This is a genomic window from Ruegeria sp. CG11 (assembly GCF_056537245.1).
In genome coordinates, this window is sequence record NZ_JBQFRE010000027.1 from 19348 (window position 1) to 36223 (window position 16876).

15 protein-coding genes are annotated in these 16876 nt (G+C 55.0%); 4 read left to right on the top strand and 11 right to left on the bottom strand.

Features of this window, described 5'->3' with window-relative positions:
* Positions 1-4 precede the first annotated feature (4 nt).
* From ACR0KW_RS22725 to ACR0KW_RS22755, 7 genes are all read right to left on the bottom strand, one after another.
* Positions 5-943: a sulfotransferase family protein gene (locus tag ACR0KW_RS22725; RefSeq protein ID WP_480807050.1), complete on the bottom strand. Its 939-nt coding sequence runs from the start codon at positions 941-943 to the stop codon at positions 5-7.
* On the bottom strand, positions 915-2282 hold the full coding sequence (locus tag ACR0KW_RS22730; RefSeq protein WP_480807051.1) for an O-antigen ligase family protein: 1368 nt from the start codon (positions 2280-2282) through the stop codon (positions 915-917). The genes ACR0KW_RS22725 and ACR0KW_RS22730 overlap by 29 nt, the downstream gene beginning before the upstream one ends.
* 7 nt (positions 2283-2289) lie before the next feature.
* Positions 2290-3354, bottom strand: coding sequence for a glycosyltransferase family 4 protein (locus ACR0KW_RS22735; RefSeq protein ID WP_480807052.1), 1065 nt, complete (start codon positions 3352-3354; stop codon positions 2290-2292).
* A gap of 36 nt (positions 3355-3390) precedes the next feature.
* Positions 3391-4317: a sulfotransferase family protein gene (locus ACR0KW_RS22740; protein WP_480807053.1), complete on the bottom strand. Its 927-nt coding sequence runs from the start codon at positions 4315-4317 to the stop codon at positions 3391-3393.
* Between the two features lie 33 nt (positions 4318-4350).
* On the bottom strand, positions 4351-5577 hold the full coding sequence (locus ACR0KW_RS22745) for a glycosyltransferase family 4 protein (protein WP_480807054.1): 1227 nt from the start codon (positions 5575-5577) through the stop codon (positions 4351-4353).
* Positions 5577-6605, bottom strand: coding sequence for a glycosyltransferase family 4 protein (locus ACR0KW_RS22750; protein WP_480807055.1), 1029 nt, complete (start codon positions 6603-6605; stop codon positions 5577-5579). Before ACR0KW_RS22750 ends, ACR0KW_RS22745 begins: the two co-directional genes overlap by 1 nt.
* A 268-nt stretch (positions 6606-6873) precedes the next feature.
* Positions 6874-7710: a hypothetical protein gene (locus ACR0KW_RS22755; protein ID WP_480807056.1), complete on the bottom strand. Its 837-nt coding sequence runs from the start codon at positions 7708-7710 to the stop codon at positions 6874-6876.
* Between the two features lie 274 nt (positions 7711-7984).
* Here ACR0KW_RS22755 and ACR0KW_RS22760 point away from each other — a divergent pair, with 274 nt between their 5' ends.
* On the top strand, positions 7985-8962 hold the full coding sequence (locus tag ACR0KW_RS22760; RefSeq protein WP_480807057.1) for a UDP-glucuronic acid decarboxylase family protein: 978 nt from the start codon (positions 7985-7987) through the stop codon (positions 8960-8962).
* 30 nt (positions 8963-8992) lie between these two features.
* On the opposite strand, the gene ACR0KW_RS22765 is transcribed toward ACR0KW_RS22760, so the two are convergent.
* Positions 8993-9997, bottom strand: a complete 1005-nt coding sequence (locus tag ACR0KW_RS22765) for a replication initiator protein A (protein ID WP_480807058.1) — start codon at positions 9995-9997, stop codon at positions 8993-8995.
* Positions 9998-10453: 456 nt separating this feature from the next.
* Here ACR0KW_RS22765 and ACR0KW_RS22770 point away from each other — a divergent pair, with 456 nt between their 5' ends.
* Positions 10454-11842 (top strand): AAA family ATPase, encoded by a 1389-nt coding sequence (locus tag ACR0KW_RS22770; protein WP_480807059.1) that lies wholly within the window; start codon positions 10454-10456, stop codon positions 11840-11842.
* A gap of 84 nt (positions 11843-11926) precedes the next feature.
* On the opposite strand, the gene repC is transcribed toward ACR0KW_RS22770, so the two are convergent.
* From repC to repA, 3 genes are all read right to left on the bottom strand, one after another.
* Positions 11927-13111, bottom strand: coding sequence for a plasmid replication protein RepC (repC, locus tag ACR0KW_RS22775; protein WP_480807060.1), 1185 nt, complete (start codon positions 13109-13111; stop codon positions 11927-11929).
* Between the two features lie 199 nt (positions 13112-13310).
* Complete coding sequence (gene repB / locus ACR0KW_RS22780; protein ID WP_480807061.1) at positions 13311-14246, bottom strand: plasmid partitioning protein RepB; 936 nt, start codon at positions 14244-14246, stop codon at positions 13311-13313.
* The gene (repA, locus tag ACR0KW_RS22785; RefSeq protein WP_480807062.1) at positions 14236-15471 is read right to left on the bottom strand and encodes a plasmid partitioning protein RepA; all 1236 of its coding nucleotides are present in this window, start codon (positions 15469-15471) and stop codon (positions 14236-14238) included. The genes repB and repA overlap by 11 nt, the downstream gene beginning before the upstream one ends.
* A gap of 573 nt (positions 15472-16044) precedes the next feature.
* On the opposite strand from repA, the gene ACR0KW_RS22790 reads away from it, so the two are divergent.
* Both ACR0KW_RS22790 and ACR0KW_RS22795 read left to right on the top strand, forming a co-directional pair.
* Positions 16045-16302, top strand: a complete 258-nt coding sequence (locus ACR0KW_RS22790; RefSeq protein ID WP_480807063.1) for a type II toxin-antitoxin system ParD family antitoxin — start codon at positions 16045-16047, stop codon at positions 16300-16302.
* Entirely contained in the window at positions 16299-16643 is a 345-nt protein-coding gene (locus ACR0KW_RS22795; RefSeq protein WP_480807064.1) for a type II toxin-antitoxin system RelE/ParE family toxin, read from the top strand. The genes ACR0KW_RS22790 and ACR0KW_RS22795 overlap by 4 nt, the downstream gene beginning before the upstream one ends.
* The last annotated feature ends 233 nt before the right edge of the window (positions 16644-16876 follow it).

Below are 16876 nucleotides of genomic sequence, written 5' to 3' on the forward strand. Positions count from 1 at the left end.
TCTTTCATTTCTTTACAGCCCGCGAGGCTTTGAGTTTCAGATAAACTGGGCGTACCACCCGGTCGCGGATGCGGGTCATGCGCTTTTTGATGCGGGTCTTCAGGTCGGGCTGCATGGCAGCAATAGTGGCTGCTGTCGGTTTGTGTGGATTGATCAGTTCCAGATCCTTGTAGCCGAAGGCTTTGGCAATCTGTTTGACCGAAGGGTCAAGCTGCAGCGTGTAATTCTCATTGGTCCTCCATTTCTCCTTTGAGGAGGTATGAACCGAAGCGCCGATTCCGTCCTCGTATTCGACGCCGATGAATTCGCAGATATCTGCCAAACTCTGTTTTGGGTCGGCAATAACGTCTTCGTAGCGCACCAGTCTGAACACTTCCGGCGGAAGCATAGACTGGATGCTCAGAAGGTTACGCTGAATATTGAGCCAGCCGAACTGGCGACTCTCAGCATTGGTCGAAAACAACTCATGCGCGGAATACTGGACGGCCAGCGGATTGCGCACGAGACCGATGATCTTCACATCCAAATCTGTGCGGCGGGCCCATTCCAGGAGCAGGCTGAGGGCGCACCATTCAGCAAGAATCTGTGGTGATTTCTCAAAAAAGACCGGTTGGGCGAAGGTCTTGCACAATGCGTCCCAGCCTCCGAAAATCAGTTCCTGGTCATTTGCCGGAGGCTCATAATCGGGCATGTTGCCCTTGAGCGTATCGATCAGATAGGTACGCGCATTCTCGCGCGAACCATAGCCAGCGTATGGCTTGAAACCCGAGTAAAGCATGTCAGGCCGGTTCAGAACCACGGACGCCTTCAGCCAATGATGGGTTTCAAAATACGTATGGGGCGAATAGTCAACATGGCGGATACCCGAGTGTTTGCACAGCTCGTCCTGCAACATGGTTGAACCAGAACGCTTGTCAGACAGTAATATGACGGCCGTGGGCATGTCCTGCCTCCTTACGTTTTGAGATATTCGAATGAACCGGAAAGTGCCTGAGCGATGTCAGCAGGCCGAATACAAAATAAAACATCATGGCCCCACGAGGCTGCGATACCATTGCGTGACCAAATATTGCCCATGGGGCCATCCCAACCACCGAGGCCAATAAAGCCTGGCTAAAATATTGCCCCATGCCTGACCGCCTTCCCTTCACATGCCTAAGCACATAAAAGAACGCACTCACCAGCAGGAACATGTGGAGCAGGGCCGCCCCCATGCCGTTTGCATAGTAAGATATGGCAAACAGCGCGTGGTTGGCTTTACCTGCGACCTCTGGCACGACGGTGTCAGACTTCAGGATGGCAACACCTTGGCCCGCAACAAGAAAGGCCGGATGTTCGAAGAGGTGCTCGAAGGGCTCTACATAAGAAAGCAATCGCTCGGATTCCCGCTCATCTTCGAGAGGGTTCTCAAAGATTGCAGCGGATCGGTTGGTCAGACGTTCAAAAAAGAAGATCTCAGAGTTGACGCCAACCAACATGACCAGAAGGAATCCAAATCCAACGGGCCTAAGGATACCCTTCCTAATTTTAATGAGACCAAGGAAAACTGTAAAAGAAACGATCAATATGGTTCCCAAGATCGGTCCCCGGGAATAGCTCATCAATACGCCCATGGGGGCCAGAAAACACGCCACCATCGCCACGGTTCGCCAGCGCCCGATCGGTTTGGGCCAACTGTAGAGCAAGGCGGCCAGCGGCCACGACAGATTGATGAAACTGGCCCCCATAATGGAGACCCCTACCAAAGTTCGCCCCCGCACCCCGGTGTCGCCCGAACCCAGATAGGATACAGCCACCTGCCGACCCGCAGGATCAAGAAAGGTATTTTCAAGGACAAACCGCACCACGAAATTTCGAGTTTGTGGGAGGGAGGTCAAAATCATCAATGAGGCCGTGACAATCACCCCAAGCGCCGCTGCTTTGATCACAAGCTCAAGATCTTCGGCCGTTCTGACAAGCTGTCCGGTCGCATAAAAGACCAAAAATGCGAGTGTCATACGCGCTGCCTGATAAACATGCTCGAAAATGGAGCCGGTATAAATGAAGCCTACAAACTCTCCGATCATCGTGAATGAAAACAGAGCCAAAATAATCCACTGGAACGGTCTGCCATTGGATCCAAAACCGGGGCGCCGACTGGCATAATAGACGATCAGAACAATAATAATATCAATAAAGTAAAGGGGCACCGGGCCCACACGAATATTCAACTTGGGAACAGCGGTCAGCATAAAGACAAAAGCCGCCATCGCTATCGTGCCGTGGGAATACCGCTTAAGCATCGCCGATCTACCGTGCTACGGCATGATAAGCCGCAATATACTTTTCGGACATCAGTCGCTTGTCAAAAGATGCCGCACGCCGAAAACCAGCCTCTCCCATGTTCTGCCGTTTCTCCGCATTTTCAACCAGCGCCGTAAGGGCCTCTGCAATAGCGCGCGGTTCCGTTGGCGGCACAAGCAGGGCACATGTCCCGTCGGTTCCCACCACCTCACGTAGTCCCGCGGTATCGGACGCAACCACGGGCAGTCCGGCATTCATTCCCTCGACTGCAGCCAAGCCAAATCCTTCCCAAAGTGAAGCCATCAAAAAAATATCTGCCTCCTGCAAAAACGGACCCACATCCTTGACGTGTCCTTCAAATCGAACTGGCGTTTTCATTGCCGTCGCCCTGGCTTCCAGATCTGTTCGCAAGTCGCCATCACCCAAAACACGGTATTCGCACTTGTTTTCCGGTAGCAACTCAAGCGCCTCAAAGGCCGCTGAATAATTCTTGGACCTGCGCAAACTGCCCACAGATACGATTTTGATCCGATCCGTTGTGCTTCGTTTGGTGAAACTGTCAAACCTCAAACTAGCGCCATTCAAAATAACCTCCGCTTTGTCCGACAGGGTTGGATAAGCGGCCACCAGACTTTCCAGCGTACCATCACTGATACAATAGACTTTTTTGAACTGTTTGTAGATCAGTGGATCGACAATCTTTCCGACAGCAGACCCGCGGCGTTTATTGAAAGTATTGTGCTCTGTAAAAACCACCGGACAGCGGATTGCACCGATATGCTTGAGCGCAGCAACGCAGGCGCTGGTTGGAAAGAGGTGCGCGTGTACAACATCCGGCTTTGGGATCAGCGTGCTAAGGTACTTGCGCAAAGCCAGAACAACGCCCGGCTTGTAGGAGCTTGAAAAACCCAAAGATACGGCATTGCGCAGCCCAGCCGTCTCACAACGCTCCAACGCCACCAGATGCGCATCTACGCCAGCGATAAGTAGGTCCTCATGAAGATCCTGTACCAGTCGCTCAGCCCCACCACTATTATAGCCGAAGCTATTTATGATCTGTACAACCCTCACGATATCTCTGCTATCTTTCCTATTTTTTTCGTAATTCTATTTTGTTTTGCACCATCCAGACAGATCCTTACCGACGATACTGGATAGCTCCTCGATATCATCTCGGTAGAATTGCACGAGGAATGCCTTTGTTTGCGCCTCCATTTTCGGGCGCTCCAGAGTTTTTGAGAATATCAAAGACCGCAATTTCACCTTGGCGGACTTGGGTATCAAATCCTTCACTTTCTTCAATTGCGCGTGTTTTGAATCCATAGCACGGATCATCCATTTGGCCTTTGCGGCTCCACCTTTTTGTGCATGAATTTCTGTGACAACAAAACTGTCATCAATCTTCAGCCAACTGAAAATATCAATCATTGTTTCCGTCGGGGCACGGTTTAGATCATCAAACAACACCAGCTTGACCCGATCCCGTCCAAACTGGCTAATCCAAGGGGCCAGAAATTCGGCTTGGAGACCCTTGTTCAGTTTCGGCACGTTGATCTTACTGAGAATACTCCCGTTTAAATAGCCTGATGCATAGCGTGCTACGTAATCAGAGAAATCGCCTGTCTCGGTGCCTTTACGCAAAAACAGAAGATACTCAGAGAAAAGGCGGTCCACAGGGTTGCGCAGACAGACCAGAATGCGTGCATCAGGGCAATCTTTATAAATTACAGCCGCGATATCAGGATGATAAATATAATGTGAGGCTTCACCTACAATTTTTGCCTCTTCCACATCCTGAAATAGGCTTTGATAGGTCTCATCTGTCCGGTATTTTCCCTTTTCTAAGAATGTCTTCAGGAAATCCCTGTCTTCGGGTGATGGCTCTTTAATGTTCCGAAATAATTCGGCCAGATAATAATCAGGTTCCTTGACCGGAGACATGTAGATATCCGGATGCTGTTCGAGCATCAGGTTCAGGCTTGTTGACCCGCATCGCATGCCGCCGATGACGAAAAAGTTTGGCTGTGTGAACATCAAGAAACCTCTGAGCAAAGCAGGTACATATCATCATCTGAATCTCCGCAAAAAGGCCTTCAATCCGACCGGAATGCGGCGCCGCCAGTAACCGGGGAAGTTGGGGTCGGGTTTGAATGCGCTCCATGGGCGTGGTGTCCAATCCGGTGCAGGTTCAGACATTACATCCCGGATCAGGGCGGCATAGGCATCGGCTGCGACCTCATCTGTATAACGTGCCCGCGCCTCAGACGCCGTAGTCCGGCCGAGTATTGCAAGCTTCGTACGATCCTCGTGCAGGGTTGCGATGGTGCTGGCGAAACCTTCAGCATCACCCAATTCCTCGATAAACCCCGTGCGCCCGGTCTCAACCAGAAAGTCGGTGATTCCAGCGATCAGACCGCAAACAGGTACGCATCCAGCCATCATCGCTTCCAAAAGCGCATTAGGACAGCCCTCAAAATGAGACGTGAAGAGATAGACATCCGTCTCGCCCAAAAATTGCGGGATTTCCGCAGGGGAGAGTGCTCCCATAAACTCAACGCGACCCTCGGCCAGATGTGAGGCCATCGCCTTTTCTAGCGGCGCCCGGTCCACACCTTTTCCTGCAATCCGCAATCGGAAAGGCACCCCCCGCGCCTTGAGTGCATCGGCAATGGCAGGCAGATACATCACGCCCTTCTGATTGTGTTCGAGGCGACCCAGAAACCCCAGCGCCAGCTGCGCGCCTGTGCCACGTTCCGTTTGAGCTGCCGCATCAAACTTGGCCGCGTCGATGCCGTTGGGAATCAGCACAACTTTCGCAGGATCAGCACCGTAGTCGGTAACCAGATCATCACGAAGCCGTGGGGTTAAGGCTATGATCCGCGCCAGCCGTTCCCGGCCTGACATAGTGATACGATAACCGTGATCAAACGCATTGGCACAGCGCGACAGAACCCGTATGTGCGCGGGTAAATGCGGGATTGCGGACAATATGCCTTCGGAATTTATCGCCATGACACAGTCTATATCGTTGTCTGTGCACCATTTCGTGAAAACCTGCGCCTGTCGTTTCATATTCAGGGAGGCCGAGGCCAATCGAACACAGCCATCATCCACATAGGTATCTTCCCAGAGCTGCGCCTGCGGCTTTCCGATGGTCACGCAGTAAAGCGAAACCCCCCGCGCTGCGAGAGCGGGACGGATATTGCGATAAAACGTGAAGGTACCACTGTCTTTGGGCACGGAACCAAACGCGACCTTGAACGATTTATGCGGCTGTTCTAACACTGCAACCATCACAACAGCCCCGAAATCTGAACGGCTAGAGCTTTTGTGTTGTAGCGCTCTTCTACCTTGGCGCGACCATTCGCACCAAAGTTGCGTCTCTCGCCCTCATCTGCGATCAAGCGAGACAAACTGGCGACCCATTCCTCGGACGAGGAAACCAGGCACCCATCCGATCCATGGGTGATCACATCTCCATTGGCCCCCACGCCGCTTGCCACCACTGGAATGGATGTGGCCATATATTCCAGCGCCTTGAACGCGCATTTATAGATGTTGAACGGGTTATCAATAAGCGGGTAGAGCCCGATGTCGAAATCGGACACTGCTGCCGATACTGCTTCCGGATCAGACCAATCCACTTCATCCACCAGATCGAGCTTTAACCCACCTATACCACCGAAAATCTCCGTCAGTTTCGGTTCGCCACAGGCTCCTACGATTTTGAGACGGATGTCATATTGCGCCGCAAGGCTGTGCAACGGTTCTTCAAGGATCGAGGTCAAATCCTCTACGTAGTGGGCACCGTTGCCGATCCAGCCCAGACAAACTTGTCCTGTACCACCTGCTGTCCGTGCTCTGTACTGATCCAGACGAATGCCCGAAGGTATGAAATGTGCTCTGCCGCCCGCCTCTCGAACCAGGCCTTCCAGATTACGACTACCGGCGAAAACCCCATGCGCATCGCGCATCATGGTGGCCGCATTACGCTGAGAAATCTCGCGCCCCGCCCGCGATGGCGCGTCGTCAATATCGAAAAAGACACGCTTTCCCATGAATTTAGATACGCGCAGCAGGGCAATATCATAGCGCGAATACTGCTTCTGGAAAATCAGGACGTCATGGCGCATCGCAGCCGCCAGCATTCGTAGATAATCCCGTCGGCGCGGCGCGTGATGGTAGGAAACACGATGCCCCAGCGCCTCAAGCTCTTCGCCGATCCAGTAGCCGCGTACACGAGAGCTGGCTTTATTGCGATCTCCCAGAAGGATAAACGCAACCCTGAGGCTTTGGGAATCCGGGGCGTAAGGTGTCGTCATCCGAAGAGCAGACCTTTCCAGTTGCCCGCGTCATTTGGAGCCTGCCTAGTGGATGATCTTGGTGTCGCGGAATACCCAGGAGCTTCGTATCGACCTTCCATAAACGTAATCCTAGCGACTACATAACTACTAGCGAACCAAAATTTGACCGGCAACTCACACAAAACACACCATAAATTTCTGGGTTTCTAATCATATTTTCTCAAGTTATTGAGACTAACACCAAACGTCCAACGGATAACATAGACATCTTTTATCCGAACAGAGATCAGTCGTCTTGGAACTCATAGCCAAACCGGTTGATAATCAGACTCTCACGTTCGGCGACGAGCTGGCGCGTCTCCATATCGTAGAAATCCGATCTTTTTGCGGTGGTCGAGCGCGATGCATTCCTAGGCTTACCAGTGCCAATCACAGAATCGAGAGTTTCGGCCTGTGCTATCCCGTGGTCGAGCATGACCGACCGGAAATCGACCGCAAGTGTCTCGGTGTGCAGAAAACGGTCAATATAACAGTGTTGTTCAACCCATTTCTCGAGAGTTACGGGATCTCGCAGACGTCCCGAATGCAACGTTTTGTTGTCGGCGCAATACAGATTGCAGAACCGATAGCTGTAAAGGCCGCTGTAGCTAAAAAGACGCGATGAATAATATGCACCAGACAGCACGGAAGCTAGCTTGGGATCCATCAATTTGCGAAGCCATGTTCGAAAAGCTTCGGGATTGTTGGGGTCTGAATAAAGTTGCAAATTTGCTTTACGGTCCTGGCGGGCTGCAGCAAGAATAGCTGGGACGAACCCGAATATGGCGCCGCGCGGATTCTGTGTGTAACCGCGGCTCTTCAACGGTCGGAACCGAGTTAGAGCTAGGTAGGGCCCCGATTTCCTTTTTTGTTTTACTCCATAAGACCAAAGAGAAAGGTAGAAGTCCCAAGGGTTTCGTATAGTCGCAAACTTTAAAATGCCACTTGAGATGGTAGCCTCATCGGGCTTCAAGTGGTGTTTCACATGTCTCTGTGGAATTTCGAGCGCGCGCAGCCAGGTCAAAACGGAAACACTCCCCGTCTTGTTCAAATCAACGTAAACAAACTCGTCGGAAAGGAACATATACTCACCTTAATCTGGCACGGCTGCTCGCTCTTGCGTGCATAATAACTATCTCCAGTTTATTCATCACTGGGCACACTTGCCAATCCTGCATCCTTTCCGGCCCAACACTCATTATTCGCAGACATCCTGCCCTGACCGCAACATGATCCACCACAGCCGCGTTCGTAAGCTCACCGAACAAGGTTTCCCGTTAGGTGCAGAGAATTACAACGTGACCGGCCGAGAAACTATGTTAAGGCTGGAAAACAACAATTTTTCAGGACGACTACGTATGAGTGACACGAGTTTCATCAATCCGACTTCCAAACGCATTATGGTTACCGGTGGGGCGGGGTTTCTGGGCAGTCATCTATGTGACCGTCTGGTCGAGGCCGGCCATGAGGTTCTGTGCGTCGATAACTATTTCACTGGTCGGCGCGGCAATGTCAGCCATCTTATGGATGCCCCCAATTTCGAATTGATGCGCCATGACGTGACCTTCCCTCTCTATATAGAGGTGGATGAGATCTACAATCTGGCCTGCCCTGCTTCACCGGTCCATTACCAGCACGATCCGGTGCAAACGACCAAGACATCCGTGCATGGTGCGATCAACATGCTGGGCTTGGCCAAGCGTGTCGGCGCAAAGATCATGCAGGCCTCCACATCCGAGGTGTACGGCGACCCCGACATCCACCCCCAGCCCGAATCCTATTGGGGCAATGTGAACCCGATAGGCGTCCGCTCGTGTTATGACGAAGGCAAGCGCTGCGCCGAGACCCTGTTCTTTGATTACTACCGACAGCACAAATTGCGCATCAAGGTCGCCCGGATTTTCAACACCTACGGGCCGCGCATGCATCCCCATGACGGGCGCGTGGTCTCGAACTTCATCATGCAGGCGCTCAAGAATGAGGACATCACCATTTTCGGAGACGGCCAGCAGACGCGCTCGTTCTGCTATTGCGACGATCTGATCGAGGCCTTTATCCGCCTGATGGACACGCCAGACGATGTGACGGGCCCTATCAATACTGGAAACCCGGGCGAGTTCTCGATGCTGGAACTGGCCGAAGCGATCATCGAACTGACGGGCACCAGGTCCAAGATCGTGCACAAGCCCCTGCCCCAGGACGATCCCAAACAGCGCCAACCCGATATCTCGCTGGCCAAGAAACACCTCGACTGGGAACCCAAAGTGCCCCTGCGAGAAGGTCTCGTCCCCACGATCGCTTATTTCGAACACCTCGTGAAAGCGGGCATTGCTTGAGGGCGATCGTCACCCCCCTGCAAACACGCGCTATCTTCGAACGTCCGGTCCTGACGTCTGGTTCATTTTTCTGGCAACCCACCCCAGAAACGCCTTGTCGGCGTTTCGCGGAGGGGTGCGGGCGGCGAAGGCCTGCCATTCGGCCTCCAGCGCGTAGATGTCCGCGCCGGGGGCCAGCCTGCGGGCTTCGTCCAGTGTCTCGGGGGTCAGCAGCAGCCTGCCGCCGTCTTCAACCACCACGTCGCGGCGCGTGACAGAGATGATGTCGCCGGGTTCTTCCTCCAGCTTGTAGTCCGGAAGATTTTCGTTGGCGATGATATCGCGCAGCATTGCGCGAAAGACGCGCCGGGGACTGGCAGAGCCCGACTTCTTCAACAGCACCTCTACCGAAACACGCCAGCCCGATTGCTGCCCACAATGTTTGCGCGCCAGCGCATAGAGCCGTCGCTCCAACGGGCGGCGCAGCGTGAAATACGCCCGGCTCAGCGTCAGCACCGAACGCGCCAGCACCGCCTCATAGATCCATTCGCTTAACGTGACCGAAACCGAGACCATGCGCCCTGCCCGGGTCTTGCGCACGATCTCCCAGCGTTCAATCAGGCCGAAGCCCGTCGTGATCTCACGCTCACCGGTGACTATATTGGTGGTGATGCGGGTTCCCGCGAGCCGCTCGAACGCCTCTTTCAGGCGGCGGTAGGCGTCACCGCTGGTCTCACGGCCGGTGGCAATCAACAGATCATGCGCCGTCAGCGTAAGCTGCCGCGACACCGCGCGGCCGGCATTCAGCGCCGCCATCAGCTGGCTGATGCAGAAGATCAGGATGTCGGCATCAAAAATCGTGGCACGCCCCTTCACTGAGGGCGTCACGGTCACCGTAACATCATTGTGGGCATAGTTCAGAATGCGCCTGTCGGGGCGCGTCGCCAATGAAAACAGCGGATGCTCCAGTGACGCCAGATCGTGTTTCAGGCTCGCCCCAAAGAAATCACATACAAAAAAATCGTCTGGACCTGCTGACGGTGTACCTATAGTCATCTGCCTCTCCGTGCCCCATTTGCGGAACTATGTATTTTTTTCATTTTTGGTCAGGGAAGGACTGCTCTGTTTCCCCGGGAAATGGATTCGTCGTTTCATTGACACCCAAGTTATCCACAGGCTGCGTTCAGGTATAGTCTTTTGCCCGCACAGATCGGGGGATCAGAATCGGTCCTTCGGGGGATCAGAGTCATTTTATCGGGGGATCAGAGTCATCTGAAACGCGAAATTTCATAAAAAAACGAATTTTTTCAAAGTCTTATAAGATCTCTGAAATGCCTTAACTTTAAGTAACCAAATTTTAACACCCTAAGCTGGTGCCCAACGCATCAAAAGCCACAATCTGGCGGCAAATATCCTTGATTTCTTAGAAAAAAAGAAGAGAAGGGTGCGATAATCATTACAAGTAACGTGTTTTGTGATATGTTATATAAAACATGGAACATGGAGGCGTTGATGAGTGGTAACAGCCAGACTCCCTATCTGGGTCTTTCACCGGATGATGCATTGTCAGGCATGGATGCCCCGATTGGCACAGACGGTATTGCAGCGATTGCAGCTACCTGCCGGAACGGCCGGGATAATCTTGCAGGTCGCGGGCGGGATGCCTCTGGTCGGAAATTGCTGCGCCGCTTTTCTACATGGGAGATCACCAAATATCTCATCCCCGTGGCCCCGGCCCATTTCCGCCGGGTGTTGCGCCAGAACCCCGCGTTGCCGCAGGGCCTGACAGAAACCGAGGGCGGGGCCAAATGGTTCACCCTTGATGAGGTGCTGCGCCTGCGGACCCATTTTGCGGCTGAAGGCAGCAAACATCGTGACTACCTGCCCTATCGTCCTCCTGGTCTGCCCGCCAAGATCGTGACCCTGGCCAATTTCAAGAGCGGTGTCGGCAAAACCTCGACGAGTGCGCATCTGGCCATGTCCGCCGCCTTGGATGGGTACAAGGTGCTGGTAATTGACCTCGACGGTCAGGGGGCGATGACATCGATTTTAGGGGGGCAGATCGAAGACAAATGGAAAACCGTCTTTCCCTTACTTGCCCGCCATTACGGTGATCACTTGCGGCGGGATAATCAGTCGCGTCTGGATCGGGGGGAACCTCCCCTGCCCCTTGATGCCACTGTTGCCCAGGCCATGGAGATGACCACGCAGGATGTGGTGCAGCATACCCACTGGCCGAATATCGATCTTTTGGGCGCACAGCTGGATTTGTATTGGGCCGAATTCCAGGTGCCGGTCTGGCGCACGCAAGCACGGGCATGGAAATTGTGGGATGCGCTCTCGGATCGGCTGTCCGCAGATGGGGCGCTGCAAGAGTACGATCTTGTGGTGCTCGATACGCCCTCCTCTCTGGGGGCTCTGACGATCAGTGCGCTGGCCGCTGCGGATATCCTGCTGGTGCCCACAGGGGCCTCGGTCTCCGAGTTTGAGGCCACCGGCCGGTTTTTTGACACGCTGCACAAAACCTTTGCCACGATTGAAGAGGCCGAGAATACCGCCGCCCAAGCCCTGGGGCATGCCGGACTGAGTTTTGAATGGGAGGCCGTACGCACGCTTGTCACGCGATTTGAAAAGGGGCAGCAGGCGGAAACCGCGGCCCTTATTCAGGCAAGCCTCGGGACGGCCCTTTCACCCTATTATCAGGATTTCACTCCCCTTATCGGGCAGGCCCCGAGCATCTACGAGATCGATTACCGGGACTTCAATCGCGAAGCCTACGCGCAGGGGCGCTCGACCTTCGATGCGACTTATGCCGGTTTCAAACGCTTGCTCCTTGGGGCGTGGCGCCGTGATGAACTGGCCGCAGAAAAGGGGGTAGGGGATCATGCGCAATCGTCCTGACCGGTCATAAAGTTGACAGCTGTCAACCTGCCCCCGTTGTTTCGGAATAGACTCTGGTAAATCGATCCTCTCATACCGCGTTCGTCAGGCGGCCACCCGGGTCATACCGTTCAGTAAAGCCATCACCATTGGCCCGGGAGAGAACTGCCCAGCTGCCGCCTTGCCAGCCAAGGCCCGCAGATACCCGCCGGGGCTGTTGATGTCGCTGAACCGCTGCAGAATGCAGGCCACCGTTACAGCGGCTGTTTCGGCCCCCATAAGCTCTTGCGCCTCTTGCCAGGCTGACGGGCTGATCCCCATCATGCCCCGAACATAGCTAGCGGCCACTATCAGGTCGCGCCATTCGCGCGGGTCGCGCTCACAATAGGGCAGGATATCAGGACAAGCCTTCAGGATCAGCGGCAAAGGCACCCGGGGCAACGTGCGGTCCGGTTCGGGGCTTGCGCCCCCGTCGCCCTCGCCCCTTTCAGGGCAGAGTTCAGATTCAGGGTTATCTGGTTTTGAATTCTGATAGTGCCGCCCGGAATCGTCGTCATTGCCGCTCATTTTTTCTGTCTTCATAGCCAATAGTGACTGGATGTCCCTAAGGATATTCGCGGTACGGCGCTCGAGATCAGCTAGGTCTTCCAGGCCCAGCTTGCGGCGCATGTGCTTGTGAACCTCCAGCAGAGCGGCCAGCGGCGCCTCCCAATCGCCGGGCAGGGCGTTTTCCTGACCATAAAGCGCCAGTTTCAGAGCGTCGCGCTTGAGCAGGGACAGCTTCTCTCGGGCGGCGGCCAATTGCGCCTGATCCGCGCGGGCCTGATGCGCCGCATCGGTGATCCGCGCGGCCTGTTGCAAAAGCGGGCGCAGGTCGAAGCCGAATGCACGGGAAATTTCACCATCAGCGCCGCGGCGGGCATAACGTTTGCCGTTGGGGCTGTCGTGACGGGCGACCAGCCCCGCATGAACCAGGGCAGCCAGATGCCGGCGCAAGGTGCTTTCGGCCATACCATGCGCGCGATCCGACAACGCCACGTTCGACGGGAAGACGATCAGGCTGTCATTGTCTGACAGGGATGCGTTCGGGTGAAACGAGACCAGCGCGTTCAGCACCGCCAGATCCCGATCGGTCACGCCAAAAGCACGGCGTGCGGTGCACAGATCGCGCAGCAGTTCCCATTTGTCGATATGCGTAACCTCAGGCGCGGCCTGCATGGCCTTTGCCTGTTCGATCAGACCAGCCGTCACCGGCCGCCGCCCAAAGGGCGTCGTTGTAATGTGTTCCATATGCTGTCACGAGACAAAACTTTTTCACCCGCCGGACTCGACGCCAGTTGACAGCTGTCAACTCAAAGCCCTAAAATCGGAGGTGCTAAATCACCAATTCAGGCCTCTTGGAACTTCGGTTCTGAGGGGTCTTTTCTTTCCGTCCTGCCTGTTTCGTGCCTCCTTGTCACTGCTTCATGATTATCCCGCTGTTGCGGGGCTATTCATCCCGGCTGGTTTGCCAGCGGTGATGAAGCTCTGAAATATTCTCAGCCAGCCAGTCCTCAAACCCTTTGGCCGTTTTGGCGTTCAGGGTCAGAACCGCCTTGGTGCCGTTGCGCCGCATCTGTCCAAGCACTGTGCCATCCGCGCCTGTTAACGGCGTCTCGATGCGTGGAGTAGGGGAAGTGCGGGGGGTGAGGGCGGTCAGAACTGCCTCGAACCGGTCATCGGACGTGTTGCCCACAGCCGCATCAATTGCGCTTTGCATCTGATCCTGTGTCAGCAGATCTGCCAGTTTCAGCCATCGGTCCCGACCCACTGACGGCGCGGCGCCAATGGCCTGAATTACCGGTTCAGGGATACGGTCGGATACGGAAAGCATCCTGGAAATCAGGGTTTTGTCCACGTGCAGCGCATCGCAGATCACTTTGCGCTCATACCCGATATCCTGCATCTGGCGGGCGAAGTTGACCTTTTCGATAAAGCTCAGATCGCGCCGGGCGCTGTTTTCCTGGCCCTGTGCCAGAATGACGGCGCGGTCGTCCAGCACGCGGATCAGCGCCTTGACTGGCTGACCCAGCGCACGCAGCGCCGCCACCCGGCGGCGGCCGTAGACAACCTGAAACCGTTCAGCATCATTCGGATTGGGGCGCAACAGCACCGGCACCTGCTGGCCGTATTCCCGGATCGACTCGATCAGCTCGGTCAGACCGGCGGTTTCCTCCAAACGGTCACGCAGACCACCATCATCAATCATTCGCGGATCAATTTCCTGAACCGCGCGCGACTTCAGATCCGAAATCGACTGACTGACGGCCCCGATCGCACCCGAGCCATAACGTGGCCTAGCCACATCAACCCGCAACTGTGCGTCATCGGATACCGGGGCAGGCGGGGCCTCCATCAGCCCCTTGAGCAAGTTCTTACGCGCCATCACTACGCCCCCATGCAGATTGGACCAAGGATGCAATCTCGCCGTTCACCGCATTCAGGCTTTCCATCGCGCGCTCATAGGTGGCGCGGGTGAACTGGCCTTTTTCGACCTCATAAAGGGTCTGTTTGGTGATCCCCGCGTCAGAGATTGCGGTGGATTTCAACACCGGATGGTTCAGCACATGATCCCCGAACATGGAGCGCATGAAGCTGACCATCTGGTTCTGCGGCCCATCGCCGGGTTCGTACCGCGTCACGACATAGCGCAGCCAGTCGTATGACATATTCCCCCCGGCCTCGCTGACCACGCCCAGCAGGTTCGAGGTCATCAGCAGAAACTGGCACATCGACATCACGTCCAACATCTGCGGATGCACCGTAACCAGAACGGCCGTGGCCGCCGACAGGGCGGACATGGTGAGAAACCCCAGTTGCGGCGGACAATCGACGACGACAACGTCATAATCATTCTCCACAGAAGACAGCGCGTCGCCGATCCTTGTGAAAAACAGTTTACCGTCCCGTTGCGTCAGCGCACGGGGGGTGTCGTGTTCGAATTCCATCAGGTCCAGATTGCCCGGAACGATGTCGAGATTGGTGAAATAGGTCTGCTGGATCACATCGCGCAGCGGCACCGGATTGTCATAGCGGATCGCGTCATACAGTGTGCCGCCATCCAGCAGGTCGAACTCGGGCTGAAATCCGTGCAGCGCCGAGAGGCTGGCCTGAGGGTCCAGATCAATCGCCAGCACCTTGTATCCGTCCAGCGCCATTTTCTGCGCCAGATGCGCGGCGGTGGTGGTTTTACCAGAGCCACCCTTGAAGTTGATGACGGTGATGACCTGCAGATGATCGCCCGTGCGGCGCCCCGGCAGATAGGTGCCGGGCGATTTGGCTCCGGCCTCCAGCAATTCGCGCAGGGCCTGAATATCCTCGGGCGAGTAGTACCGACGCCCGCCAGCTCGGGTTTCGGGCGAGGGGCCTCGGCCATCCAGATGCAGCTTGCGCAAATAGGCGTCCTTGACGCCCAGCAGCTCCGCCGCTTCGCCTGATGTGAACTTGCGTAAGGACCGCCGGGCATCCGGCGGGAACAGTTGCGCCCGGTGCGCCTGCAGCCGTTCTGACAAACGCTGTGCGTGATCTCCGACCAGCAGGTCGATCCGTTCCCTGTTGTGACTCGATTGCTGGGCTTCCGGTACGGGGACCCCTGCGGTTGCTTGCTCCATCTCTGCCCTCATTCGGCCCTTCGTTGTTACGCTTGCGGCCGTTTTATTCATTTTCTTCCGTAATTAATGGGGTGCAAGTTGGGATTCTTGCAAGCCTTTTTTTAATACCGTGCCGTCAATCCCAGAAGGAACAAGTGGAGACTTGGGCGAAACTGCTGCCCATCCCCGATTCGCCAACCTCGATCCAATGCATCAAGGCCTGTGTCACGTGGGCTTTGAGCACCGGTCAGATGAGAGCGCTCACTTGGATGTCATCCGATCTGGAGAAGAAAAGCCGGAGTGGTTTTATTCGAAGGATGCTAGAATCGAAATTTGTGCGGCTGTCCCCATTACTCCGCAGAAAAGAAACCAATTTCTAAATAGGTGTAAGGAATTTGTTGGGGGTGAGGTAACCAAAAACTTGGTTTTGGCAACCATTCACCGGGCTGCCGGTCAAGTTCTGAAGTCAGCTTGGTTGGGTGCTTTGTCGGGATTAACTCGGCGGAGGGATTCTGGTTTCGTGATCGGTCAGGGAGTGCGATATTGATCAATATCTCACTGTTGGCATATATTGCCAATTAGGAGGCTTATGTCATGGTAACCCGCAATGTCGTACTTACAGAATCTCAAGATCAACTGGTGCAGAATCTGGTTGCATCCGGTCGCTATCAGAACGCCAGTGAAGCGTTACGTGCCGGCCTTCGGCTCTTGGAACGGGAAGAAGCGGGACTGGTGTCTCTCAAACAAGGCCTGCAGGAGGGTGTAGCCCAGGCTCAAGCTGGAGATCTGGCAGAAGGCAGCGGTACGGATGTGATCCGTCGTGCCTTTGCAAGGGCACGAGCCAAAACGTGACCAGACCCTTTCGACTGACACGCCGCGCTGAATCCAGCCTGGTGGAAATTGCCCGATGGACGATCAAAAAATTTGGACTGCATCAGGCTGATCATTATGAACAAGAGCTGATAGCGCGCTGCCAAGCCATCACCGAGGGTAAGGTGGCCAGCCGCAGTTGTTCTCTATTGGTCGAGGAGGCGGTTGATCTCAGGTATGTACGGGCAGGAGAGCATTTCCTTGTCTACTTGGATCAGCCGGATAGCGTGATCATAACCGATATCCTGCATTCCCGTTGCGATCTGCCGCGTCATGTTTCTGCGCTGGCTACTTTAGCGGATGTGACAGGGAACAAGACATAGGCATTGCAGCCAGTTTCCCTCAGGCCGGGATTTCATTGAACAACCAGTAAGCGCTCACCTAAGCAGATCTGCTGCTGGATTTTCGGCGATATCGACGTCATCGTAATATTTCTGCGCCTGAGCCATGGAACGGTGCAGGGACAGGCGCATGGCGGCCTGGATCGGGGCGCCGTCGAGGGCGGCCTGGGTCAGGAACCCGGACCGCAGCCCGTGCGGCGAGGCGAAGCCTTCGG